At 43.9% G+C, this 24,626-nt stretch carries 29 protein-coding genes and 2 pseudogenes; 8 read left to right on the top strand and 23 right to left on the bottom strand.

Annotation, left to right across the window (positions count from 1 at the left end; genetic code table 11):
• Window positions 1-224: 224 nt before the first annotated feature.
• From HUG20_RS02180 to HUG20_RS02145, 8 genes are all read right to left on the bottom strand, one after another.
• Window positions 225-1,199: a 2-hydroxyacid dehydrogenase gene (locus tag HUG20_RS02180; protein ID WP_200090352.1), complete on the bottom strand. Its 975-nt coding sequence runs from the start codon at window positions 1,197-1,199 to the stop codon at window positions 225-227.
• A gap of 34 nt (window positions 1,200-1,233) precedes the next feature.
• Window positions 1,234-2,262, bottom strand: coding sequence for a zinc-dependent alcohol dehydrogenase (locus HUG20_RS02175; protein WP_200087519.1), 1,029 nt, complete (start codon window positions 2,260-2,262; stop codon window positions 1,234-1,236).
• Between the two features lie 45 nt (window positions 2,263-2,307).
• Window positions 2,308-3,066, bottom strand: a complete 759-nt coding sequence (locus HUG20_RS02170; protein WP_200087512.1) for an SDR family NAD(P)-dependent oxidoreductase — start codon at window positions 3,064-3,066, stop codon at window positions 2,308-2,310.
• A gap of 53 nt (window positions 3,067-3,119) precedes the next feature.
• A complete protein-coding gene (locus tag HUG20_RS02165) occupies window positions 3,120-4,028 on the bottom strand; it encodes a fumarylacetoacetate hydrolase family protein (protein ID WP_343073196.1) in 909 nt (302 codons plus the stop codon).
• Between the two features lie 36 nt (window positions 4,029-4,064).
• Window positions 4,065-4,808, bottom strand: coding sequence for an SDR family NAD(P)-dependent oxidoreductase (locus HUG20_RS02160; protein WP_200087510.1), 744 nt, complete (start codon window positions 4,806-4,808; stop codon window positions 4,065-4,067).
• Between the two features lie 83 nt (window positions 4,809-4,891).
• A complete protein-coding gene (locus HUG20_RS02155; RefSeq protein ID WP_200087508.1) occupies window positions 4,892-6,049 on the bottom strand; it encodes a UxaA family hydrolase in 1,158 nt (385 codons plus the stop codon).
• The gene (locus HUG20_RS02150) at window positions 6,046-6,369 is read right to left on the bottom strand and encodes a UxaA family hydrolase (RefSeq protein WP_200087506.1); all 324 of its coding nucleotides are present in this window, start codon (window positions 6,367-6,369) and stop codon (window positions 6,046-6,048) included. The genes HUG20_RS02155 and HUG20_RS02150 overlap by 4 nt, the downstream gene beginning before the upstream one ends.
• A 21-nt stretch (window positions 6,370-6,390) precedes the next feature.
• Entirely contained in the window at window positions 6,391-7,515 is a 1,125-nt protein-coding gene (locus HUG20_RS02145) for a UxaA family hydrolase (RefSeq protein WP_200087504.1), read from the bottom strand.
• A 435-nt stretch (window positions 7,516-7,950) separates the two neighbouring features.
• Between HUG20_RS02145 and HUG20_RS02140 the strand changes: the two genes are divergently transcribed.
• The 5 genes and pseudogenes from HUG20_RS02140 to HUG20_RS19875 all read left to right on the top strand — a co-directional run.
• A complete protein-coding gene (locus tag HUG20_RS02140) occupies window positions 7,951-8,724 on the top strand; it encodes an SDR family NAD(P)-dependent oxidoreductase (RefSeq protein ID WP_246476501.1) in 774 nt (257 codons plus the stop codon).
• Window positions 8,725-8,782: 58 nt separating this feature from the next.
• The gene (locus tag HUG20_RS02135; protein ID WP_200087497.1) at window positions 8,783-9,262 is read left to right on the top strand and encodes a 2,4'-dihydroxyacetophenone dioxygenase family protein; all 480 of its coding nucleotides are present in this window, start codon (window positions 8,783-8,785) and stop codon (window positions 9,260-9,262) included.
• Between the two features lie 98 nt (window positions 9,263-9,360).
• A pseudogene (locus tag HUG20_RS02130) lies at window positions 9,361-10,149 on the top strand (SDR family oxidoreductase).
• A gap of 43 nt (window positions 10,150-10,192) precedes the next feature.
• Window positions 10,193-10,846: a GntR family transcriptional regulator gene (locus HUG20_RS02125; protein ID WP_246476500.1), complete on the top strand. Its 654-nt coding sequence runs from the start codon at window positions 10,193-10,195 to the stop codon at window positions 10,844-10,846.
• 43 nt (window positions 10,847-10,889) lie between these two features.
• Window positions 10,890-11,021 (top strand): annotated as a pseudogene (locus HUG20_RS19875) (thiaminase II); the annotation flags it as partial.
• Between the two features lie 55 nt (window positions 11,022-11,076).
• Here HUG20_RS19875 and HUG20_RS02120 read toward each other — a convergent pair.
• The 6 genes from HUG20_RS02120 to HUG20_RS02095 all read right to left on the bottom strand — a co-directional run bounded on the left by HUG20_RS02120 (window position 11,077) and on the right by HUG20_RS02095 (window position 15,154).
• On the bottom strand, window positions 11,077-11,613 hold the full coding sequence (locus tag HUG20_RS02120) for a DUF6155 family protein (protein WP_200087493.1): 537 nt from the start codon (window positions 11,611-11,613) through the stop codon (window positions 11,077-11,079).
• A complete protein-coding gene (locus HUG20_RS02115; RefSeq protein ID WP_200087491.1) occupies window positions 11,614-11,874 on the bottom strand; it encodes a hypothetical protein in 261 nt (86 codons plus the stop codon).
• 70 nt (window positions 11,875-11,944) lie between these two features.
• Window positions 11,945-12,547: a precorrin-2 dehydrogenase/sirohydrochlorin ferrochelatase family protein gene (locus tag HUG20_RS02110; RefSeq protein ID WP_281392555.1), complete on the bottom strand. Its 603-nt coding sequence runs from the start codon at window positions 12,545-12,547 to the stop codon at window positions 11,945-11,947.
• A 20-nt stretch (window positions 12,548-12,567) separates the two neighbouring features.
• A complete protein-coding gene (locus HUG20_RS02105) occupies window positions 12,568-13,629 on the bottom strand; it encodes a sirohydrochlorin chelatase (protein ID WP_246476499.1) in 1,062 nt (353 codons plus the stop codon).
• Window positions 13,630-13,719: 90 nt separating this feature from the next.
• The gene (locus HUG20_RS02100) at window positions 13,720-14,553 is read right to left on the bottom strand and encodes a uroporphyrinogen-III synthase (protein WP_246476498.1); all 834 of its coding nucleotides are present in this window, start codon (window positions 14,551-14,553) and stop codon (window positions 13,720-13,722) included.
• Between the two features lie 82 nt (window positions 14,554-14,635).
• Window positions 14,636-15,154: a hypothetical protein gene (locus tag HUG20_RS02095; RefSeq protein WP_200087485.1), complete on the bottom strand. Its 519-nt coding sequence runs from the start codon at window positions 15,152-15,154 to the stop codon at window positions 14,636-14,638.
• 312 nt (window positions 15,155-15,466) lie between these two features.
• Here HUG20_RS02095 and HUG20_RS02090 point away from each other — a divergent pair, with 312 nt between their 5' ends.
• The gene (locus tag HUG20_RS02090) at window positions 15,467-15,811 is read left to right on the top strand and encodes a hypothetical protein (RefSeq protein ID WP_200087484.1); all 345 of its coding nucleotides are present in this window, start codon (window positions 15,467-15,469) and stop codon (window positions 15,809-15,811) included.
• Between the two features lie 1,082 nt (window positions 15,812-16,893).
• Here HUG20_RS02090 and HUG20_RS02085 read toward each other — a convergent pair.
• From HUG20_RS02085 to HUG20_RS02060, 6 genes are read right to left on the bottom strand one after another with little or no spacing between them, the layout of a single operon-like run.
• Window positions 16,894-17,223: a cupin domain-containing protein gene (locus tag HUG20_RS02085; RefSeq protein ID WP_200087482.1), complete on the bottom strand. Its 330-nt coding sequence runs from the start codon at window positions 17,221-17,223 to the stop codon at window positions 16,894-16,896.
• Between the two features lie 11 nt (window positions 17,224-17,234).
• Window positions 17,235-18,581, bottom strand: a complete 1,347-nt coding sequence (locus tag HUG20_RS02080) for a sensor histidine kinase (protein ID WP_200087480.1) — start codon at window positions 18,579-18,581, stop codon at window positions 17,235-17,237.
• Window positions 18,565-18,996 carry a GAF domain-containing protein gene (locus HUG20_RS02075; RefSeq protein WP_200087478.1) on the bottom strand — a complete coding sequence of 144 codons (432 nt, stop codon included), beginning with the start codon at window positions 18,994-18,996 and terminating at the stop codon, window positions 18,565-18,567. The genes HUG20_RS02080 and HUG20_RS02075 overlap by 17 nt, the downstream gene beginning before the upstream one ends.
• Complete coding sequence (locus HUG20_RS02070) at window positions 18,983-19,639, bottom strand: response regulator transcription factor (protein ID WP_281392493.1); 657 nt, start codon at window positions 19,637-19,639, stop codon at window positions 18,983-18,985. The genes HUG20_RS02075 and HUG20_RS02070 overlap by 14 nt, the downstream gene beginning before the upstream one ends.
• 21 nt (window positions 19,640-19,660) lie before the next feature.
• Complete coding sequence (locus tag HUG20_RS02065; protein WP_200087476.1) at window positions 19,661-20,290, bottom strand: sensor histidine kinase; 630 nt, start codon at window positions 20,288-20,290, stop codon at window positions 19,661-19,663.
• Window positions 20,291-20,344: 54 nt separating this feature from the next.
• Window positions 20,345-20,656 carry a hypothetical protein gene (locus tag HUG20_RS02060; protein WP_200087474.1) on the bottom strand — a complete coding sequence of 104 codons (312 nt, stop codon included), beginning with the start codon at window positions 20,654-20,656 and terminating at the stop codon, window positions 20,345-20,347.
• 326 nt (window positions 20,657-20,982) lie between these two features.
• Between HUG20_RS02060 and HUG20_RS02055 the strand changes: the two genes are divergently transcribed.
• Window positions 20,983-21,210, top strand: a complete 228-nt coding sequence (locus HUG20_RS02055; RefSeq protein ID WP_200087471.1) for a hypothetical protein — start codon at window positions 20,983-20,985, stop codon at window positions 21,208-21,210.
• A gap of 498 nt (window positions 21,211-21,708) precedes the next feature.
• On the opposite strand, the gene HUG20_RS02050 is transcribed toward HUG20_RS02055, so the two are convergent.
• The 3 genes from HUG20_RS02050 to modA all read right to left on the bottom strand — a co-directional run bounded on the left by HUG20_RS02050 (window position 21,709) and on the right by modA (window position 24,337).
• Window positions 21,709-22,812 (bottom strand): ABC transporter ATP-binding protein, encoded by a 1,104-nt coding sequence (locus HUG20_RS02050; RefSeq protein WP_200090347.1) that lies wholly within the window; start codon window positions 22,810-22,812, stop codon window positions 21,709-21,711.
• Between the two features lie 70 nt (window positions 22,813-22,882).
• Window positions 22,883-23,545, bottom strand: a complete 663-nt coding sequence (gene modB, locus HUG20_RS02045; protein ID WP_200087468.1) for a molybdate ABC transporter permease subunit — start codon at window positions 23,543-23,545, stop codon at window positions 22,883-22,885.
• Between the two features lie 3 nt (window positions 23,546-23,548).
• A complete protein-coding gene (gene modA / locus HUG20_RS02040; RefSeq protein WP_200087461.1) occupies window positions 23,549-24,337 on the bottom strand; it encodes a molybdate ABC transporter substrate-binding protein in 789 nt (262 codons plus the stop codon).
• A 55-nt stretch (window positions 24,338-24,392) separates the two neighbouring features.
• Between modA and HUG20_RS02035 the strand changes: the two genes are divergently transcribed.
• Window positions 24,393-24,626, top strand: coding sequence for a hypothetical protein (locus HUG20_RS02035; protein ID WP_200087459.1), 234 nt, complete (start codon window positions 24,393-24,395; stop codon window positions 24,624-24,626).

The raw sequence follows: 24,626 nt of genomic DNA, 5'->3' as shown, positions 1-24,626 counted from the left end.
CTGAATCTACGTAACCACAAACCACCCGATCAACGGGTGGTTTGATTAGCCCTACAGGGGCATATTACTACCAAAGCCTTAAGGTGTTTGTAGTTTCGCAAGCCAGTTATGCTTCTAAATTGTTTATTTTATTCTCTATCATCTTTGCATTTTTTAACCGATTAATAATTCCTTCTAGATTAAGTCTCACGCTATTGCGTGGGAGAGCTGAAACGGAAGTTCTTTTAATCCTTAAACTCTTTGACAATGTTTGGTGGTTCCTCTCCATTGACACCTTTAACTAGATTTTCGGCAGCAAGTTTGGCCATATCAGACCGGGTTTTATTTGTAGCTGAACCGATATGAGGGATAGTGACTGCATTGGGCATCTGTAATAACGGGTGTTCAGGGTCGACCGGTTCTTGTTGAAAAACATCCAAAGCAACTGAACGGATCTCACCAGCTTGTAATGCCTCAACCATGGCTTTTTCATCAACGGTTTGTCCCCGTGAACCATTTACAAACACTCCTGAATCTTTCATTAGCTTGAATTCATCTCTTCCTATAAAATGAACCGTCTCCGAGCTTAAAGGGGTCATTAACACGACAAAGTCTGAATGTCTCAGCAAATCTTCTAAAGAGGCATACGTATAACCATGTTCTTTTTCAACCTCGTATTTACGACTTCGATTGTAATATAAGACATTCATGTCAAACCCGTATTTTCCTCGTTTGGCAATTTTTTCGCCGACTCTTCCCATGCCTATTAAGCCTAGGGTTGCATGGTGGACATCTGTGCCAAAAAACTTTCTGTCCCCCTCCCCATTTTTCCATCGGCCTTGTTTCACATAATGGTCTAATTCGGGGAGTCTGCGTGCAGCACTTAAGATTAAACCAAAAATTAAATCGGAGACTGTATCATCCAATACATGCGGCGTATTCGTACCTATAACATCGTGCTTTTGCATTGCCTCTATATCAAAATTGTTGTAACCAACAGACGCATTGCTGACAATTTTTAGTTTAGGTGCCTGATTAAGTAATGAATCATCGATTTTCTTTCCCGTGATTAGCAGACCTTCTACATCAGAAATTTCCGACCTCAGGTGATCGTCCGGAATGGGGCCTTCGCCATCCCATTTTCGAAATTCAAAATGTTGTCCAATATAGGATTCTACTTCTTCCGGAACAGGTGCAGCAAGGAATACTTTCGGTTTAATTATGACCCCTCCTCAATTGTAGAAATTTTTTATTTTAAAATGTAAAAACCGGTTTTGGAACCTTCTTGGCAATAGCATCTTCGAATGCGTCCACTGCATCATCCGGTTGGTAGTAAGCAACCATTTCCTCTGTTCGGATGGCTCCTTCATCCAATAATTTAATCGCACGTTCAAAATTCACCCAGTCCTGCGAAAAGCTCGTATAAATGGAAATCTCTTTACGCACGGCTGTAGAAAGATTCGCTTCCACCTGATTGGCAAATATCCCTACAAGGGTGATAGATCCCCCTTTGACCACAACTTCCAGACTTGTTTGGAAAACAGGAGAGGCGCCGGAACATTCGACAACGGCATGGACTGTTTCTCTGCCGTACTTTTCGTTCAATGCTTCTGATATCGATTGCTCACTTGTATTAATCGTTTGAAAACCAAATTCCCTTATCAAGGGAAGGCGTACGTCTTCATCTGAATAAATCCCAACAACGATCGGCTCTGCGCCAACAACTTTCACCATTTGAGCCGCTAAGAGTCCAATTGGACCCGGACCGGTAACTAAAACCAAATCACCCGCTTTAATATCACTTCGATCCAATATGGCATGTGTTAAAACGGAGGTGGGCTCCACTAAACATGCCTTTTCAAAGGAGAGGGTATCGGGAATCTTGTGCAGAAATTTGGGATTAACAGCTACCTGCTCTGTAAAAATTCCGTCTCTATGCATCCCCCTGATGTTGAAATTATTGCAAATATGGTGATTTCCTTTAAGACAGGATTCACACTTGCCACAATTCACGATTGGTTCGATGACCACACGATCTCCCAGTTTATAATCTGTAACATTTTTACCGATTTCTACAACTTGACCCGAGCATTCATGCCCCATGGTCACGGGTGGCTGAATAAAATGATGTGTGGGAGCAAAATGGTAGGCATGAATATCAGAGCCGCATATAGAAGCATTTTTTATTTGCACCAGCACTTCGTCTTCCTTAGGTGTAGGCGGTTCAATATTATCTACACTGATACCCCCGTGCTTTCTTTCTATCTTTCTGATTGCTTTCATTGCGTTCTCCTCCTACGTCGAATACCTGATATTTTAATGGAAGGTCTAATCCATTAATTGACCGCCATTGACTTCTATAATTTCACCCGTTAAATAGTCAGCATAATCCGATGCCAAAAATAAAATCGACCCGACGGTTTCATCCGGTGTCCCTGCCCGTCCTAACGGAATTTGCCCCACCATTTTTTCCATCACCTCAGGGGATGTGAATTGCTCATGAAACGGCGTGGTAATAATCCCCGGGGCAATGGCGTTGACCCGAATGCTGTATTCCACCAAATCTTTTGCCATACCGCGGGTCAATGTGCTTACACCGCCTTTAGAGGAGGCATAAGCTAAAGCGCCTAAGCCTCCGCCGTTACGAGCGGCAACAGAAGTCACATTTATCACTTTTCCTATGTCCTGTTTTTTTAATAAAGGAACCGCTGCTTTGGTTACCAAATAGACAGATTTGAGGTTGACATTCATGATTCGATCCCATAATTCCTCTTCGAGGTCTTCCAGACGGGCTCTTTCGACCATCGATCCGGCATTGTTGACCAAAATGTCCAGCCGCCCGAATCGTTCTTGTATTTGATCGACCATTCGATCCACTTGCATTTTATCAGCCACATCTCCCTGTACAATGAGCGATTGTCTTCCCAATCGCTCAATTTCTTTAGAGAGTTCTTTAGTTTCCTCCAAACTGCGATTACAGTGTACAATTACATCTGCACCTTTTTCCGCTAAACGTAATGCAGCTGCTCTGCCAATGCCCGTACTGCTGCCTGTCACCCACGCAATTTGACCTTCAAAAGAATACATTATGCCTCCTCCTTATAAAAACAAACCCTAGATTTCGTCCCGTTCAATTTTATCTACTTAGCTTCTACGAAAGTATTTGTTAACGAACCCAGCTTTTCAATTTCCACAGTAACTTCATCCCCCGGCTTCAAAAACTCTCTCTTATCTTCAGGCATTCCTAAAGCGACACCTTCCGGTGTACCGGTTAAAATAATGTCACCGGGCTTTAACGTCATATGACGGGAAATATAACTTAATATTGATTTGCAAGAGAAAATCATATCTGAAGTGTTAGAGTCTTGACGAACCTCCCCATTCACGGTTGTCTTTAAATCCAATGTTTGGGGGTCTTTGATTTCATCCGATGTGACAACGAAAGGGCCGATAGGGCTAAAGTCATCACATGTTTTCCCGAGCAACCATTGCGGTGTTCTGGTCTGAAGGTCTCGGGCTGATAAATCGTTGGCTGTACTGTAACCAAATACGTAATCAAGCGCTCGATCTTCAGGGACATCTTTCATTTCTTTACCAACAATCACCGCAAGTTCAACCTCATAATCCATTTGATCGGTAACTTTTGGTACTGCTATTTCTGATCGATGACTTGTCAACGTGTTATTAAATTTATTGAAAAGAATAGGCACCTCAGGATAAGGGGAACCGGTCTCGTCAGCGTGTCGTTGATAATTTAACCCGACGCAAATGATCTTTTCAGGATTGGCAATGGGCGTCTCGAAATCTACGTCTTCCTCATTTAATAACAGATGAGATTGATTCGAAAGTGAAAGATTGGAAATGTATTGCTTTAAACTTTCTAATAAGTTAGTGCCATCGCTTAATAATAATTCTTCCAAACGAATTGGAATGCCTTCCTGGGGCTGATTTTCAAGTGCTTTTTTCACGTTGACAATCCCTTCTTCTACCGATACCCCCAAGAAACGCTCACCATTTTGTTGATATGTACACAATTTCATTTTTTTCATCCTCCTCAAGTTTTTTAATAAAAAATCTTAAATAGTTTATAGCGATGCTCCGGAATCAATTGTAGTGATCGTACCGGTCATAGTATCCGTTTCTACCAACGTGTCAACTTGTTTCACACAATCAGCGATTGTCGGTGTTTTATGCAAAGGGGAATCCTTTATAAATTGCTGTACCATCGATTCACTATGTCCTTTTGTCCATCTCGTATCAAGAATTCCCGGAGCGATCGCGTTTACCAATATTTCCGGTCCTAATGCTTTAGCTAAACCTTTAGTTAAATGATTGACCGCAGCTTTAGAGACAGAGTAAGGGAGCGAACTTCCCGTCGGTCTGCTTCCTGCAATGGATGAAGTGATGATCAATCGGCCTATCTTACGGGCTTTAAGGTAAGGGGCAGCGGCCTTTGCAGTCAACCATACGCCTTTAACATTAACATTCATAATCCGGTCCCAGTCGTCCTCGCTCACACCTTCCAAATCATCAAATGGACGAAACACTGTCGTACCTGCATTGGCGATGACAACATCCAGTCTACCAAATTTTTGAATAACTGCTTCGATCATTTCATATACTTGTTCACTTGAAGAAACATCAGCTTGAACAGACATAGCCTCATAGCCATCTTTGATAACCTCATCTACAGTTTCATGCGCTTCCTTCTTAGATTGGGAATAGTTGACAGCAACATCCATTCCTAAACGAGCGAGATGAAGCGTTATCGCTTTTCCGAGACCGGTTCCTCCACCGGTAACCAAGGCCACACGCTTTTCGATCCCCATACCTACCACCCCTAAAAGCATTTAAAGTTTCATAGTCTGCCCAAAACATTAAGGGCAGACCATACACATACTAACCACTCCCATTACATTGTTTCGGCTAATCTCCAAATGGCAAATTCCTGATGGTTGTTTTTCTCAGAAGCTGTCAACTTACCATTAGCCACTTCCATAACCAGATCATAAATTTCCATCCCTATGTCGTTAATATTGTGTGTACCTTCCAATATTTTTCCCGAATCTACGTCAATATGTTCCGGCATATTTTTATATAGTTTGGGATTCGTACCGATTTTAACTACCGGAACAATGGGAGAACCGGTTGGAGAGCCTTTCCCTGTGGAAAATAAAACGATTTGCGCCCCCCCGGCAGCCATACCAGCGACTGATTCAACATCATAACCCGGGGTATCCATAAAAATGAACCCTTTTTTCTCGGGTTTTCCGGAATAAGGAATTACTTCCTGTAAAGGAGCGGTCCCTCCTTTTTTTATGCAGCCCAAAGACTTTTCCTCTAGTGTCGTGAGCCCTCCCGTAATATTCCCCGGGCTTGGATTTGCCGATCGGACGTCTTCGCCAATCGCTAAAGCACGTGATTCATAATCGTCTACAATCTTCAAAAATTGCTCGCTTACTTCCTCACTCACTGAACGTTTTGCCAATATATGCTCGGCACCAATGGCTTCGGGGGTCTCGGCTAATATACTTGTGCCCCCATCATCAACGATCGCATCCGAGAATGCTCCAATCGATGGGTTAGCTGTCACCCCAGACCAAGCATCGGATCCCCCGCATTCAAGCCCGATCGTTAATTCGGTTACATCGGCCATTTCCATCTTTTCAAGATGACTCCGTTTTACCGCTTCCGCTAACCACTGCCTTCCTTCGTTTAAAGCCAACGAAATCGATTTGTTCTTCCGAACGGTAATAGCATGAACATGGTGTCCTTGCTTTTGAAGTTCCTCAGCGATGGTTTCAGCAGGGTCATTCTGACCCATGCCTATGAATAACGTGGCACTAACATTGGGATGCCCGGCCGTCCCTTTTAACGTTCGGTAGATTTGTTGGATATCTTCAGGGTACTGCATTTGTCCCGTTTGATGGGTAACCGGAACCGCCTCAGGAACCAGATTCGCCAACTTTTTTGTCAACCCGGCCAGCTCTCCGGTAGTGTTCATGACAATCACGTGATTTCGAACCCCGATCGTGCCATTTTTTCTTCGATAACCGTTAAATGTTTTCATATTTTGCTCCTTTCTTCGCCAGAACGAGCAGCGTACCGTTCCTGTTCATTTAAACCACGAACATTGTGAGTATGCACATGATGACCGATGGCAATGTCTTCGGTAGCAATGCCTAGCCACTCCCCGTATTTCACGACACTTTGACCTTCGGGAATGAAATCAGTGGCGACTTTATGCCCATAGGAGATATTTTGTTGGACTTGAACATCCGCACTGTCTCCTTGGACGGACAATGCCTCACCTGCCCTTAAATTCCGAAGCGCAATGACCACATTATCTTCCGCATGCATTTTCAATGAATTAAAGGATTGCTCACTCATACCCTTCCTCCCATCTCTTTATCAATATGTTGTTCCTGAATGCGATATCGAAAATTCTCCAAGCTCAAGTTCTTCCAGTTTAGATTCCTGTCCTGAACAAATGTCAATAATCTTCTGTACCACTCGAGTAGCCTGCTGATCAGAGTCATCATTAGTAACGGCCACATCCACGAGCTCATCTTCGAAATCGTCTTCATTTTGCGGAGCAATCGTCATACTCGGCAGCGCTACAGAACCGGTGAAAACCCCACGACTACTCACCATGAGCACCACCGCGCAACCGGCGGAAGCCAATCCAGATAACGCTTCAACAATGTTGCTCGGTACACGCATTAAGTTAAACCCGTGCTCCTCCGGATAGGAACCATAGTTTAATAATCCGTCAATCGATTTTGTCCCGGTTAATCGTGCTTCGAGGTTCGAAAGATCGGTTTCTTCTTCAGACCATTCGTCAAGACCTGTGCTTCTAACTTGAACTTTCTCCCAACGTCCTCGACGCATACCCTCAGATAAAGATTGCAGATCTTGTTTCACTTTTGGATTTGGCGCGCGTTTGGACAAAATTCGTCCTGCCGGTTCTAATGTTTTCGACATTCCCATGATCACGTTCACATCATTATCGATTAACCTGTCAACCACCTTTCCTATCACAGGAGCTGTCTGATGAAGAGAGGATTCATCCGGCTCCACCGTCATAATCCCTACATTTATAGCCGATAGCGGGAAGTTTTTTCTGGTTTCTGAAGCAGCTTCTTCAGCCCATTGTTCAGCTGTCTTTACCCCCTCGTCAATAGTATTTTTTCCACCGGAAAGTTCTTGGATAGCAATTCCCTTAGTAGGTTTTGTTTTTGGTATGCTTTTCAGCATGCCACTAACTTGATTCGTTTCACAACCCAATCCAACGATTAATGAACTGTAAAGGTTTGGATTCTTCGTTACACCAACGAGAATGTTTTTGGTTAATTGAAAATCATCCCCCAATTGAGCACAGCCATTCGCATGCACAAAAGGAACGGCCATAGGAACTCGATCGGCAATCTCCCGCACAACGATACTCGAGCAAATCACGGAGGAGACAATACCAACATGGTTTCTCGTCCCCACCGTTCCATCACTTCTTTGATAGCCTTCAAATGTATAGGTCAAAAATGACTCTCCTTTCATGATCATGTTCTATTTGGCGATTTATATGGAAATGGTCCATTCTAATGACGAACCACCACCCCACCCATATAGCTGTTTAGAATGTTATAAATTAAAGGTAAGCTGAATTAAAGCAATAAATTAATCTCCTTCCTCCACTTTGGTGAATATGTAAAATCAGGCATAAAGTTTTACATTGTAAAATTAAGTTCGGATATATTTTTGATTATACATGAAATCGCATACATCGTAAATAAAAACTTTCCTCTGTAGTTTTAACGACTTAAACCGGTAACATCAAATAACGGGTGGGTCTCAGATAAGTATATGGAAACTCTTTATGATGCTAGTAAAAGATTATAAATTGTATTGACAAACTTATATCGATCATCTAATATATCAGATATCAGATTATCTATCAATGAAAGGGGGGATCATTTGGAACTTTCAATGCCGATCGCTTTGGTGACCGGCGGCGCTTCTGGCTTAGGGCTTTCTGTTGCTACAAGGCTCGCGTCTGAGAATAATCGGGTTGTTATTCTCGACATCAAATCAGAAGAAGGGAACCATGCGGTTCAAAAACTTGCATCACGTGGGCACGCTGTTACTTTTAAGAAAGTGGATGTCACCGATAAAGATCAAATAAACGCGACAGTTGACGAGATTTATCAGCAATTTGGCAGTATTGATTTTTTGGTTAACGCCGCAGGTATTATTAACCGTGTAAATGCCATTGATGTAACGGAGGAGCATCTAGAAGATATTATGACCGTAAATGTAAACGGTACCATTTATGCTTGTCAGGCTGTATTTAAATATATGAGCCGGCAAAAAAAAGGGTCGATTGTAAATTTCAGATCCATGCTTTCACATTATGGGAGTAAAAACTTGTTGCCCTATGCAGCTTCTAAAGGCGCTATAGCCCAAGTAACAAAATCGCTTGCCGTTGATTGGGCTGAACACCATATCAGAGTAAATGCAGTCAGCCCCGGCTATATTGAAACTAACCTTTCACATGGGGCAACGAAGGATCCTGATTTTAAAGAAAGAATATTATCCCGGACCCCTCAAGGGCGGTTTGGCAAACCTGAGGAAGTCGCTGCTGTTGTGTCTTTCTGTCTCTCCGACCATGCCAGTTTCGTTACCGGAGCAGACATCCCTATTGATGGCGGGATATTAGCGGGAGACCCATCCTTGTATCCCCCTGCGTAAGAGCATGCCAATGCGTAACTTTATCCCAGTAAAAAACACTTTAAAGGAGTTTTGTATCATGTCCACAGATTTGAATGCTTTTGCAGAAAAAGTTGGATTGCCCGATATGGCCATTGATCTTGAAGAAATACCTTGGGTCCCTCAAAGTGACCGAGTATGGTTTAAACCAGTGCGCTTTAACCTGCAAAGCGGTCAATGGATTAATTTGTTGTATGTGAAGCCCGGCGGCATTGTCAATCGTCATCGGCATACCGGCGGCCAAGTACTCGCTTACACTCTCCAAGGTCAATGGCGGTATTTGGAAAGAGATTGGATAGCTAAACCCGGAACCTTTGTATATGAACCACCTGGTGACATCCATACATTAACAGTCGATGGAGATGAACCGATGATCACACTTTTTATGTTAGAAGGTAGTATTCAATATATTGATGATAAAGATGAAATGACTTATCAAGACGATGTTTTTAGCAAATATCAGTTATACTTGAACTACTGTAAAGAACATAACATTATAGAACAAAACCTGCTTTATTAATCTATCTGTATGTGCATGTAGTGCCCCCTGCCATATTTACTCTTTTTTTTATTGGTTGGGGGCAGTGCTTTGCATCATAGCAAAAGTGAGGGTGAAAAATGGATTTAAAACTTACCAATAAAGTTGCTATTATACTCGCATCAAGCGACGGATTGGGTAAAGCTTCGGCTTTGGAATTTGCCTCCGAAGGGGCACAAGTGATAATATCCAGTCGTAACGAAAGCAAATTAAAGACGGTCGCCAATGAGATACGGCAAACCACTAACGGAAAGGTTAATTTTTTTCCAGCAGATGTATCTAAAAAAGAAGATATTGAAGCTCTAGTGAGAACGACAGCAGAAAAGTTCGGAAGTATCGATATATTAGTAAATAATGCTGGTGGACCTCCTGCTGGTACATTTAAAGATTTTACGGATGAAGATTGACAACAGTCCTTTGAGCTTCATTTACTCAGCTATATTCGATCAATTCGAGCAGTTTTGCCTAATATGCATAAGCAAAAAGGTGGCCGGATTATTAATATCGCCTCATCTTCTATCAAACAACCCATAGATAATTTAATTTTATCCAACACATTCCGTAATGGTATTGCTGGTTTAGCAAAATCCCTTGCCGGAGAACTTGCCGCAGATAACATTCTGATAAATACGTTAGTGCCGGGAATCATAAAAACAAACAGGGTGGTCGAAGTAGATAAAATCAATGCCCAAAAAGCGGGAACTTCCATAGAAAGTATTCAAGCTGAGAAGCTAAAACAGATACCGATAGGACGCTATGGGGAACCGAATGAATTTGCCAAAACCCTTGTTTATCTCGCATCCTTCGCCAATACATACGTGACAGGCCAAAGTTTATTGGTAGAAGGTGGGATAGTTAAATCTCTATAAAATAAAGCATGAGAACTGAGTAACTACGCTAAGGATGAGAATAATGGAAAATTTTTTAGATAAAAGCAATCTATCCGAACGTATTTATTATTATCTTAGAAACCAAATTGTTCAAAATCAAATGCCTCCCGGTACAAGGATTAATTACGAACAGTTGGCTAGTGATTTAAATGTTAGCCGGATGCCCCTAAGGGAAGCTGTAAATCAATTAAGCCAAGATGGCCTCATTGAGGTCAAACCAAGGTCAGGGACATTTGTGAACACACCAAAACGACAAGATATTGAAGATCTTTATGACTTAAGAAGGGCTTTAGAGGAATTATCAGTAGAGCTTGCAATCCCGGAAATCCCTCTTTCAATCATCGAAAAGTTGGAAGATGAAACATCCTATTCAGAAGAACAATTAAATAAACGTATTGTTGAACCTTTTTTTGATGCTGACCGCAATCTTCACCGTACTCTGATCGATTATTCGAATAATATACGATTACAACAAATATGGAAGAGCATCGAAACCCAGGTACAATGGGTTGGGGTCATTATAACGACAAATTTGGATCGACCTTTTGCCGCAAATGATATGCACAAGGAAATCTTACGTGCCATAAAGAAAAGAGAAACAGACACTGCCAAACAATTAATGAGAGACCATATCAATCAAATCAAAGCTTTTACGATTTCCGATCATGGTCAATAAAAATGTTAGTGTCGATTTTACAGGAGAGAAGGCTTAAACCCCAAAACTCGCGGAAGGAAAAACGAAAGAAGAGCTTGACCGACTGGAGGCCATTTTTCTGAACACGAGCCGGTATGAGTATATGTTCTGTGATATGGCATATAAGCGGGAGGGGTGGCCTGTAGAGATCGTATAGTTATAATATCCCCTTTGTGGCGGGTTAGTCCCGCCACATTCAGCACCTCCCACAGTCATTCCACCCAAGGAAGCGAATAATAAATGTCACTCAACCCGTCATGGAACCCCCATCCGAGGCCATCCGTGTTTATCACGACATTTTGTAACCTGTCTGCAAAATATCGATAGTAATCTTCCTCTTCACTGCACCAGCGTATGACAGAAGCATAAGCACGTTCCATACTATCATAAAAACTCTCGTCTATATCTCCATATTCGTTCGTGAAATCCACTCCCTTTTCTACGTAGAAAAGGGTAAGATCAACAACTTTCCGATTATCCCCCGTTAATTTCTTGAACTTGTTTATAGCATTCTTCGCTTCCCTTAACCGCAATTTCCCGAAGCCCTTATCAGGAAAGAACTCGTCCTTAATCTTTGCCTTTGCTTCTTGATATAAATCATTTACTCCGTCTTCTCCGGCAAACTTCACCGATAAATATTTTTTCGCATCAGGACTGATTTTATAAATTTCCGATATAATACTAATCAGCTCTTTGTTGTCCAAGGTTTTGAGCTGTTTCTTCAGTTCCGTAACTTTTAGCTGTCTCATTTAATTGCAACTCCCTATCAATTCACTGTTTTTACGTCGATTGATATCTATGCCCTGGTTAGACACTTGATCACGAAGATAATCAGTGTCTGCATTCTGCTGTTTTAATTTTGTCAGCAACACTTCATGGCGATGTTGGTTCACTTGCTTTTCGTCCTTAAAATCTTGCCGCATTTCTGAAAAAATCTTGTTGTTATCGGCTACCATTCGAATTAGCTGTTCCGTATAACCTTCCATATTTTTTAAACGTTCTTCCTGCATAGAACACCTTCTTTATATTGTCAATTCTATAATATTGTAATACAGAACTTTAGTTCTTTCATCAACAGTTTTATCTTCTTATTTCCCTCAAACGTTCTTCAAATTTCTCTTCCCTCCATTCATCCTGCAAAAACCCAGACGTCGATATTTCCTTTAGTAGCGCCATCTTCTCCTCGTTCGAAACGTCGGTCTGCAGAACCTTCCTTCGTGCCTTTTGCAAAAAATCAAGCTCGTCACCGGCGTTCTCCGGTAGCACATGCTCAATTTCCTTTTTCACTCTTTTCGTATACGAAGGACTGGCGCCTGCAGTGGACACGCTCACTGTCAGCAACCCATCATTGATCCGGGCCGGTATGTAAAAATCCCCCTCACCGGCATCATCCGCCAAATACATGAATTGCCGCGGGGCCTTATTTTCCATTATCGCTTCATGTAAGCCCGGCTGATTCGTACATAAAAATACCATATCACCTAAAAAAACTTCCGAAACCACCGCCGAGCGACGCTCCCATCTGAAGCCGACTTCTCGCTGCAACCTCAACAGTTCCTCATTAAGCGTTGGCGCAACAACGACAAGCTCCTTTGCTCCTGTTTCCAATAGCGGCTTGACCCTTCGACAGGCTACCTCGCCTCCGCCAACGATGATACAACTCATTTCCCTCATCTCGATCATAAAAGGGAGCGCACTCATGCCTATACATTCCCTTCCCGTTTCAACGTTTCTTCTGTCCGCCTTGCGAGAACACCACTCAAGCCGTCATCTGATCCAAGAAAGTCACAGAGCGTATACTTGGTTCCCGTCTTGCCTTCTCGCTCGCCAAGCATTTCAGCTAATTCTTCCATCAACACGCCGGTAAATAATAAATAAGGCAACACATACACATGGGACGCTTCCAGTTTTTCCACTTTCGCGAGTCCTTGCTCTACCGTTGGCGTTGTGGCGGCCAAAAAACACGTCTCCACATTATTGCAAGCAATTTTTTCATAAATCAAGCGGGCGATTTTCGCAACATCGCTTGGTTGCTTGCCGTCACTTGAACCTCTCCCTACCACCAACACCGTACAGTCTTCACGCTCTTGATGATTTTCTCCCAATGCCGACAATCCGACGTCTGTCAATCGGTCTACAGCCACATCGATCACGTCATCTTCAATGCCAAAAGGTCTTCCGTAAGAAAATGTAACTTCAGGGTATACTTCCTTTGCTCTTTCCAGTTCACGGGGAATGTCCACCTTTGCATGGGAAGCGCTTAACAGCAATACCGGCACGACTGCAATTTTCGTCGCTCCTTGTTCGATGCACAGTTCGATGCCTTCCAAAATGGTCGGTGAAACCAGTTCAATATAGGCGACCTCTTGGATTATTTTTTTATCATAATTCTTTTTCACATGATCAATAAACACTTCAAATTGCTCATTGCCTTCATTTACACGGCTCCCGTGTCCAACGTATAAAATGGCTTGCGACGTTTTCGCGAGCGAAAGCGGAAACTGTTCGGTTATTAAAGTAAGCATTTCAGCGATTGTACCGCTAAAAGGGGGCGCTTCCCATTCCCCGCGATGGGTCCACCTACTCAGTTCGTACGTCTGGGGATTGAATCGGGTCAGTCTCGCGCGATTTTCCCTTCCACCATCTTCCTCGGAATAGATGACGAGATGAGACCCATGCGTCCGAACGTTAAGATGCGTTAACCCTTGCTCATGAAGGGCATCTTTGAGCGTTGTTTTGGATGCGCTCATGATTCGTTGAACCATTTTAAACCGCCTCCTTTTTAGGATTTCATGCGATGAGCTATACGCTCATTTCAAATCGGTTGTTTCCGATTGTCACCACAATATTCTCCATTATACCACCGTCCCATTATCTTCTCCTCCATTCACATACCGTCCGAGCTCAACAATCATCGCGCCCATCCTTTCCGTGGATGGAGTGACCACCCTCCCCACCCCTTCCTCAACGAGCGCTTCCGCCGTTACCTTTCCGACAGCAGCAGCGATGGTTTTATTTTCTAAAAGATTGAGTAGCTGTTTGTGATTCCCGTTATCCTTCGCGCGATGAAACAGTGACTTTACTTGTAAGCCGGTCGTAAAACAAACAGCATCATATTTATTTTCTTCGATAAGTTCCCGAATAAAACGGTCTACCGCCTCTTGCTCCGGGGCTTCATGAATGTAAGGCAGCCACGTGGTAACCGCTGATGCCCCTTTTTCTTCCAAAAAGCGTTCCAGCATGGGTGATGGCAGACCGTATTGCTGAACGATCACGTGTTTATCGGAAAAATGAACTTCTTTCAGTTGTTCTATCAAGCCTGCGGTTGTGCCATCGTCCGAGCGGATAGCAACATCAACATCCATTTTTTTCAAAGCTGCAACGGTTTTATATCCACGGGCCGCGACACGGGCGAATTCCATTTCCCCCAAAAATTCATCTGCAATTCCCGCTTCATCGGCTCTTTCCATAAGTGTTGTGACGCCGATTCCGGTTGTGAAAATAAACCAGTCAACGCGTTCCACCATCGCCTGCCTTATGGCCTGGATCACCATCTCCTTCTCCTGTTTGACGGTTCCCTGCATGGAACGCACGTCGCTTGTGGCCCCTTGCTTATGTAAAAGTGTTTGCATCTCATCGGTTTTGCGTGAAGCTGTTAGAGCTACATGTTTCCCTTCCAAATTCTTCATTCTCCCACTCCCTCTCTTCATCCATGTTAACGCAAAAGGACCATATAACGCCAAAGCGGCGTTATATGGCCATGGGAAGGCGTTATTGGAATTGAGACCCTTGCATTCCTTGCGATCCTTGAGAAGCCTGGGATCCCTGCGAACCTTGCTGTTGCCCTTGCATTCCTTGAGAATTTTGTTGCCCCATTTGATTTTGCTGGTTTTGTTGCTGTTGTTGTTGCTGTTGCTGGGACTGTTGGCTGATTTGGTCAAGTTGTTGTTCCGCCTGCTTCAAAGCCTGATTCACCTGGCTTAAAGCTTGATTGGATTGCACGGTTTGCAACCCCTGGCTAAGAATGTCCACCGCTTGCTGCATGGACTGCTGAAGTTGTTGATCCGCCTGCTGGCTCTGTTGTGTTGTTTGGTCACTGAACTGTTGTAGCTGCTGGACCAATGAATCCAACTGTTGGTTGGAAGGTTGCTGTTGCCCGGATGATTGCTGACCGGACGATTGTTGATTTTGTTGCTGTTGCATTTGCTTCATCTGTTGTTTTAGCTCGCTCACTTCCTCAGCAACCGCATGATCATTAGCTTCAACTTCAGGACGAATAACTTCGCTCATCGGAACGCCTCCAGGTGATTTTATTTAAAAAGATCACATGACATGATCCTTACCTTCATTAATTTTGGCTCGGTGCGGTCAATTTATTCTTTTTTGGCGAGTAAACTGTCTCCTCTATAGGCGAGAAATGGGACCCCTTTTGCTCAATAAAAACAAACAATGTGCTATGATAAATAGGGACTGCTGAATAACGGAAAAAGACTGCACATAAGCATTTTCCGTTGGTATTGTCGAAGCTGGATGCAAGGAAATCCATCCTATAAACAAAAAAACCCTTGCGCTTCTGGCAACGTACGGAGGGACGGTGCTGCAATGGCGAGACTCCAGCGGAAAAACGGACGCGTCAAGCCCCTGCAGCGCCGGTTGTGCGTGAAGAGGCTTGACCGTTCGTCCGCGGAAAGCGAAGCCATGGAAGCGGCATCCCGGCTTCAGCTGATAACTGCAAGTTGTTCAGCATTCCCTAAATATGACTTGTACCAATTGCTATACGATCATTCATTTAATTACGCACGGGAACAGGAATTCAAACGTACTTTTCTGGTAAAAAAGAGTACGAAGTATTCGGACAAACTCGTGAAAGTTCATCTTAAAGACGGGAGAGATGGCAGGCTTTTAAACTGTGGAGAAAATCTAGATAAGCAAGGGGGAAATAAGTGATCGCATTTTGAAAAGACATGGTTCATCGCTGACTGTTAGAAAAATTTACCGACAATCACAAGGGGACGAGCTCTAAAATGTCCGCAAAGGGCTTATACGGATAAGTGTAGAAAGGGGAGCAGCAAACAAGTTTGCGCGTATGTATGGAAGACTCACTCGGGCAAAGCCAATGTTGAATCGACGGAAAGACCCACGGTGTTTTGTATAAAAAATACTTTTTCTATCTAAATGGGGATCCGCCTCCTCTGAGACGACCATGAGTTTAGTATAATGTCTTCAGAATCTGGGGTCTGTGGACTCAAAGAGCTGCTTTGGGGCCTGATGAGTCTTCAGAATCAGGATCTGCGGACTCAAAGAGCTGCTTTGGGGCCTGATGAGTCTTCAGAATCGGGATCTGCGGACTCAAAAGGGTGCTTTGGGGCATGATGAGTCCTCAGAATCGGGATCTGCGGACTCAAAGAGCTGCTTTGGGGCATGATGAGTCCTCAGAATCGGGATCTGCGGACTCAAAAGGGTGCTTTGGGGCATGATGAGTCTTCAGAATCGGGATCTGCGGACTCAAAAGGGTGCTTTGGGGCATGATGAGTCTTCAGAATCGGGATCTGCGGACTCAAAAGGGTACTTTGGGGCATGATGAGTCCTCAGGATCAGGATCTGCAGACTCAAAGAGCTGCTTTGGGGCATGATGAGTCTTCAGAATCGGGATCTGCGGACTCAAAGAGCTGCTTTGGGGCATGATGAGTCCTCAGAATCGGGATCTGCGGACTCAAAGAGCTGCTTTGGGGCATGATGAGTCTTCAGAATCGGGATCTGCGGACTCGGAGCCAGGTGTGTCTTTAGCTCATGTTGGGTTTGGGACCAAGATGAAGAAAAATTGCTAAAGTCAAGTAATCCTTTTCCTCTCGTTGCATTAGCCGGTAAATACGAAAAGAACGCCAATGACCGCTATCAAATCAAACGTCAACTGTTTGATTTGATTATCCATTAGATGAAGTAAAGGTTCAAATGGGATATGACTAATCGCCACTCCAATGTAGCCCTCGGATCCAAACGAAAATCCGAGGGCATGCGTAACGGCGCACTTATCTCTCCATTTCCGGCTCCCGTGCCAGTACAACGTACACACTCATTGCCTCGTCTCCGGTATTTTCAAGGCGAATCGTCTGTGTTTTATCGCAATGAAGCGCGTCGCCTGTCCGGATGGCATGTTCTGTTTCATCAATCTGACAGATACCGTTGCCCTCAAGAATGAGGAGATACGCCTGGGCATGAGGATGCCCGTGAGCAGGAAGTTCTTGTCCCGGCATGAAGGTAAAAAGGATTGCCTTGCTTTTGCCGGCTTCAAACAGCGTTTGCTTTCCCAATCGATGCTCATCGTATATTTTAGCATCATGGATATTTTTTACATTCATCGGCAGTCCCCCTATAACATTTCTGCCGTGCTCATTTGTGTCAACGGCACTTGCAACTCAACCGTTGTGCCCATCCCCGGTGCCGTCGTAAGGCGCAACGCTCCATTTACGGATTTAGCCCTTTCTTCCATGCTCACCAATCCGACACCGGTGCGAGCGTGGCATTTTTCAAAGCCAATGCCATGGTCTTCAACCTTGATCTGAATACATTCGTCATCCTCGGTTACTTTGACAGATGCCTCATCTACCTTTGCATATTTCCGGATATTGGTTATTGATTCCTGGATCATTCGGTAAATCGCCGTTTCAACACGTCCGGGCAAACGCCGGTTCAGCGAATAATCGAAAGAAATATGGATGTTGTAATGTTCCCTGTAACGATTAAAAAACGAACGAAGGGCGGAGACGAGACCAAGGTCATCGAGCACGGACGGACGGAGCTCCCACGAAATCTCCCGCACCTCTTCAATGAGCGCCGAGGCTTCATCGCGCAACTGATCAATAAGCGGATGGTCTGCCGCGGCATGCAGTCGATTGATCGTAATAAGATGGCTATATAAATTTTGTCCGATGCCATCATGCAATCCCATGGAGAGTTTACGCCGTTCTTCTTCTTGGACGTCCATGATTTTCATCATCGTTTGTTGCAACTCTTCCTCCACCCGTTTTCGTTCCGTAATCTCAAAACGTATGGCCAGATATTGGTATGGTTTCCCTTTTTCATTTAAAAAAGGGACGATTGTGGAGTCGACCCAGTAAAAACTGCCGTCTTTTCCCTTGTTTCTTAATTCTCCGGTCCAAACACGGCCCTTTGCGATCGTACGCCAGAGATTACGGATAAAATCTTTTGAATGATAGCCGGAATTCACGACGCGATGGTCTTGGCCAATCAATTCCTCCTGTGAATACTGGGAGACTTCACAAAACTTTTTGTTCACGTATTGAATGATCCCTTTTTGATCAGTAATCGCCAATATCGTTGATTTATCAAGGGCGAACTTCGTATCCAGAAGTTCCTTGAATATTTTCTCCGGATCTGTGTCGAACACGGGATAGTTTTGGCTATGTTGTAAAATTAAAAGCGAATAGCTTTCCTCTTTCAGCATAAATGAATGTTTGCGAAGAAAAAGAGGCACACGCTCACCCGTACTACTTTCTCCAAACTGAAGCGCGGATCGATCTTCCCCGAGACAATGAAGCTTCAATTCCGGTATTAGCATTTGAATGGGTTGACCCTCTAAATCTTCGTCAGAACGGCTGAAAAAACGTAGTGCTTCCGGATTAATCGATTGGATCGTTGATAAGGCATCGATGACGATGGTTGCTTCCGGTTCCGTTTTTTTATCCCGGCTGTCCATGCTTGAAAACCTCCTCTGAAACGGCAAAAGCTGCTTGCTTCACTTTCTTTTTTTCCGCTGCATGGAAGTCATGAACCGTCCGGTAACCGGCGAGCAAGACACCTGCCGGCCTCCCGTCTTTTAATATAGGGACGGAAAAAGCCGACACCAGCTTTTCTGCCAACATAATAGGGTAGTCTGTCACTTTGCCGTGTGCGTTATCGGGAAAATGGTTGATTTCCATTGCACTGCAACTGCTCATCACTTGTCCGTCGATCCCTTTTCCATAACGAAGCTTAATACGAACGTATTTATCGTTCGTATAACCGACGGCGTACGGCCAAGTAATATCGACACTATTTTGATTCTTAAGAGCGATGCCGACGAAGTCACAACCGAGGTCCGTCTTTAAATTAGCAAGTTTATTGGATGGCACTGCCTAGCAATCCTTTCTTTAATGCGTAGGAAACCAACTCAGGCCTTGTTTTCATTTGAAGTTTGTCCATGAGTTTGCTTTTGTGGGCTTCCACGGTTTTCACACTAATATAGAGCTGTCCGGCGATTTCTTTGTTCGCGTACCCTTTTGCAATCAATGTCAAGACTTCCTTTTCCCGGACAGAAAGCTGTTGGTACACATCCGTCCCGTACTCCTTCATGGTATGTAAGTATTCATCCATTAACCGTTTCGTGGCAGACGGAGTTAAATATGCCTCGCCGTTGTTCACGTTTCGAATCGCTTGAATCAATTCTTCGTGGGGAGCACTCTTTAACACGCACCCGTAGGCACCCGCCTGTACCGCCCGAAATAAATATTCTTCATCATCGTGCATCGTCAAAATCAGAATCGCCGTGTCCGGGAATTGTTGTTTTAATTCTTCCGTCGCAGATAGGCCGTCTTTCCCGTGCGGCATGCTAAAGTCCATCAAAATAACATCTGGTTGCGTCTCATGTACTTTTTCAATCGCCTCATTGCCTTCAGAAGCTTCTGCCACGACTTCCATGTCTTCGAGTGAATTCAATAACATTTTTAATCCCATGCGAACGACCGCGTGGTCATCGACTAATAGTACCCGTATCAATTGGACACCCCCCCTGTTCTTTCAGATGGATGATGACAGCGAGATCGTTGTGCCTTTGCCGGGCTGGGATGACAGGATAAAATCACCTTCGGCAAGACGCATGCGTTTCTCCATCACCGCGATCCCCAAAAATTGAACATTCTCTGCATCAAACCCTTTCCCGTCGTCCTTTATCACTATTTTCAACGCCGATTCTTCCCATGTGAACTGAAGTGAAGCCGTTGCGACTTCTGCATATTTTGCAATATTGATCAAAGCTTCCTGACACACGCGAAAAATATTTACGCTTTTTTGTTCAGACAAGATTTTTTCCGGCCCTTCCGAGGAAATCTCGACAACAACGCCAAACGTTGACGTGAACAATTGTGCATAATTTTTCATCGCGGGCAGCAACCCCAATGTCGTTAGCGTAGGAGGATAAAGTTCTTCCGACAAATGGCGTAACTGCAAGATCGTGCTTGACAGTTCGTCCGATACTTGCAAGACATACTGTTTCAAATCCGAGTCTTCAAGTGCCGATTCAATAGCATGAAGTCCGATATGAATGCTGTATAGACGTTGGCAAATACCGTCATGAAGTTCGTCACCGACTCTTTTCAATTCTTCTTCCTGTGATTGTATCATGTAACGGCTCATCTGTGCTGGCTCCATAGCTTCATCTCCCCGTATCGTATTTTCCTTTGTCATTGCAGGAAGTTGTATTTTTCACGCATGCACCTTCTCTTCCATTTTAATCACATACGAAAGCCCGGCTTCCCGGTCATGGGCGCACCATTCCCTGCCCTTTTGTTGTACCGGCAAAACAAGCGGAACGGCTAAAAAAGTTCCATCCTGAAAATAGAACCGCAAATGGGTGTGATCTGGACAGAAGGATATTTGTGCCATCATTTTCTTAACCCAGGGATCATGGACCCCCTCTTTGTTATGCTCATCGCGGATACAAACCCAGACGGTGACCTGCTCGCGTTGCAATGGTTGAAATTCGTTGCTTTCCACTGACTGAACATTTGTCACCACCGGCTACCAGTCTTTGAATAGTGAAGGTTCCAAATTGAAGATGGCACCTTCATAAATCGATGCCTTTCAAAACTCCCGGCATATCCCTACTTCGTTAAAAATTTGCCGAAGCATGATATCCCGATTGTTCGTGATACTTTCATTATAAGAAGGGATCATCTCCGGGGGTATTAGGGAACATCCCGATTCATTGCGAGAGATCCCCTGATATTTAGAAAACTAGGCTTTTCGCCAAGCATTTATGGCGAAAAGTCCTTAGTCACTCTTATGTAGGGACTGCTGAATAACGGAACATAAGCATTTTCCATTGGTGTTGTCAAAGCTAGATGCAAGGAAAACCATCCTATAAGCAAAAAACCCTTGCACTTCTGGCAACGTACGGAGGGACGGTGCTGCAATGGCGAGACTCCAGCGGAAAAAACGGATGTGTCAAGACCCCGCAGCGCCGGTTTTGCGCGAGGAGGCTTGACCGTTCGTCCGCGGAAAGCGAAGCCATGGAAGCGACATCCCGGCTTCAGCTGATAGCTGCACGTTGTTCAGCAATCCCTATGTAGGTAAGAAAGCTGATTTATACTTCTTTACCTACTAAAAAAGCCTGTGAGGTCCTGACGCAACCTCACTGGCTTTTTTCTTTTTCCTCTTTATTTTCGCAGGCAAAACAATACAGTGTGCCTTCTTTATGAACGCCGTTCAAAAAGCCATCCAGACAATAGACATCTTTCCGGCAATGTGAACACGTTCCGATCCATTCTCTCATCCGAACATCCACTCCACCATTTTGTTGACATGAATATCCATTGTGTCCCACAGCACAACATCCACATCGGCTATATTTGAAATCATCGGCAATTCCGTGCAACCTAGACTCAAGCCATTCGTTCCTCCGCGATCATCCGATTAATGATTTTCGAAAACGCATCCTTTGTGTCTTGTTTTACGATGCCCAACTTCCAATTCATCCACGATTTTTTGGCACAATAAACGCCTGTTCTTTTTCATCTGGAACAACAATTTCTTCTCACTCGCCAAAAACAGCTTATCGTCAATCAAGTTTAATTGGCGAGCTTAATCCGTACCCCGGTATCCGGATTGAAAAAATGAGCCTTTCTCATATCAAATCCGAGTTCTAGTTGATCACCCTGACTAATATTTCTCCATGGATTTACGACTGCCCTAATTTCTTGATTGCCAATGTTTGTATAAAGAACAGCCTCAGAACCAGTGATTTCTGCAATATCAATCATTACATTCACTTTTGATTTTTGCATCTTGTCTAAGAATGCTTGTTCCTCATGCAAGTCTTCAGGGCGAATCCCTAAAGTAATCGTTTTGCCGTCATATTGCCTTAAGTCGTGGAATCGTTTTTCCGGAATTTTCAAAGGTACATGCTCATTAAACCAAAAATGCTGATTTCGGATCGTTCCTTCTAAAAAGTTCATTGAAGGCGATCCAATAAAACCTCCCACAAAGGTGTTTTCCGGGTAAAGATAAACTTGCCTGGGTTTACCGATTTGCTGAATATACCCATCCTTCATAACGACGATACGTGAAGCCATCGTCATAGCTTCCGTTTGATCATGAGTGACATAAATGGTCGTTGTTTTTAAACGGTGGTGAAGTTTAATAATTTCAGATCGCATTTGCACCCTCAGTTTTGCATCCAAATTTGATAACGGCTCATCCATTAAAAATGCTTTTGGATTACGTACTATTGCACGGCCCAATGCTACCCTTTGGCGCTGCCCGCCTGAAAGTGCTTTTGGTTTTCGTTGTAAGTAGTCATCCAGACCAAGAATATGACTTGCATTTTTCACACGTGCTTTAATGTCTTCTTTTTTGAATTTACGTAATTTCAATCCAAAAGCGATGTTATCAAAAACATCCATATGTGGATACAGAGCGTAATTTTGAAAAACCATGGCGATGTCGCGGTTTTTAGGGGGAGTATCATTAACATAATCACCATCGATATATAAAGAGCCTTCTGTTATCTCTTCAAGACCCGCAATCATGCGAAGCGTTGTCGATTTTCCACACCCAGACGGACCAACAAAAACGATAAATTCTTCATCCGAGATATCGAGATTAAAATCAGTCACCGCAGCCACATTTTCTGCAAACCGTTTGTATATATGATCGAATTTTAATTCCGCCAATCTAGAGCCTCCCTTGGCTGCTTTCCACTGAGGATGTTTTCCGCAAATCAACACTTTGACATAATCCAAATCAATCAACTTTTTTCATTCTCTGAACAACTGCCAGTAGTGCAAAAGCAAATATAACAATAGAAATGACCCAGTAATACGCCATTTCGGTATTCCCCGATTCAACTGCAATATAAATGCTCGTTGGCATTGTCTGCGTGACCCCAAAGATGCTGCCGGCAAACATTAACGTGGCTCCAAATTCACCAAGAGCGCGGGCAAAACCTAACATGTATCCGGAAATGACTGAACGCCAGGCAAGAGGAAGTGTCACATATATGAAAACTTTACATTCACCCGCACCCATTTGCCGGGCAGCGGCTTCTAATTCTTCATCCACTGCTTCAAATCCATTCACGAGCATTTGAAAAACTAATGGAAATGCCACAATTGATGCCGCAATCACTGCAGCCAAGTATGTAAAAACAATCGGCTGACCGAACAATTGCTCAAACCAGCTGCCAATCCAGCTGTTTCGTCCGAATATCACCAAAAGTCCGAACCCAATGACTGTGGGCGGTAAAACGAGTGGAAGCATCAGAAACGTTTCAACAAAAACTTTGCCTTTAAAGCGTCTTTTTTTCAGAAACCATGCGACAATAAGCGCTAAAAGAAAAGAAAGGATACTTGCGACAACCACAACACGCAGGGAGACAAAAACTGGATTCCAAAAAGCTTCCCCCATGTCTTACTCGACTCCCTCGAAGCCATACGCTTCGAAAATATCCAAGGCTTCCTCTGTTTGGAGAAATTCATAAAAATCCCGGGCTGCCTGCTCTTCATCAGTTTCCGTCAACAGGCCGATAGGATATAGAATGGGCTCGTGGGATTCCTCCGGTGCGTTGTCAACAACTTCAATATCGTCAGATGTTAACGCATCCGTCTGGTAAACCAGTCCGGCATCCGTATTGCCAGTTTCCACGTATGTCAGCACTTGCCGAACATCCGACCCATTAATAATGTTATCTTCGACGCTATCCCACATGTCCAAGTTTTGCAGTGCTTCAAGCGCGTAGCTTCCTGCTGGGACAGCTTCAGGCTCTCCCATAGCAATTCCTTGCAGATCTGCCTCCGGAAGATCACCCCATTCATTTAATGCATCAGCGGCATCCGGCGTAGCAATTAGTGTTAATTGGTTTTGAAGCAGGTCGGTGGATTCTGCCACAGCGCCATCACTATCCAGTTCTTCCATATCTGAAAGAGATGCAGATAAGAATAGATCAGCCGGGGCTCCCTGCATAATCTGTTGACGAAGTTGCCCAGAAGAACCGTAATTAGTGAGAAATTCCACATTTTCTTCTTCTTGGTAAAGTTCTTGAATCTCATTTACGGCATCGGTTAGGCTGGCTGCAGCCATGATCGAAAGTTCGACAGGTTCCCCGTTGGCTTCTTCCCCATTTTCTTCCCCCGAATTTTCATTACTATTACATCCGCCTAAAAGAAGGGATGCAACTGCAATTATGTACACCTTCTTCATATCAGTGCCTCCATGAAATCAATGGAAATATAGATATTCCATTTTTAGATTTCAGATGATCAGGATCAAACTAATTATTTCTTTAAATTATATCATGATTTTATTAATCCATATTTTGCTGCCATTGACCTCCCAGTTCCTCGTTACCTGTCTCATCCTCAGCTTTTCCCAAGCACTCGGAGAATTTGGGGCTGCCTTTATGCTCGCCGGCAACATCCCCGGCGCACGCAAACGATGCCGATCGCCATTTTTTACAGCTTTAGAAGCCGGCGACACGACACTTGCTTGA

The organism is Salicibibacter cibi, from assembly GCF_016495865.1.
Lineage (GTDB): Bacteria > Bacillota > Bacilli > Bacillales > Marinococcaceae > Salicibibacter > Salicibibacter cibi.
The sequence above is the reverse complement of the archived record's forward strand: the minus strand, read 5'-3'. Positions and strand labels throughout refer to the sequence as shown.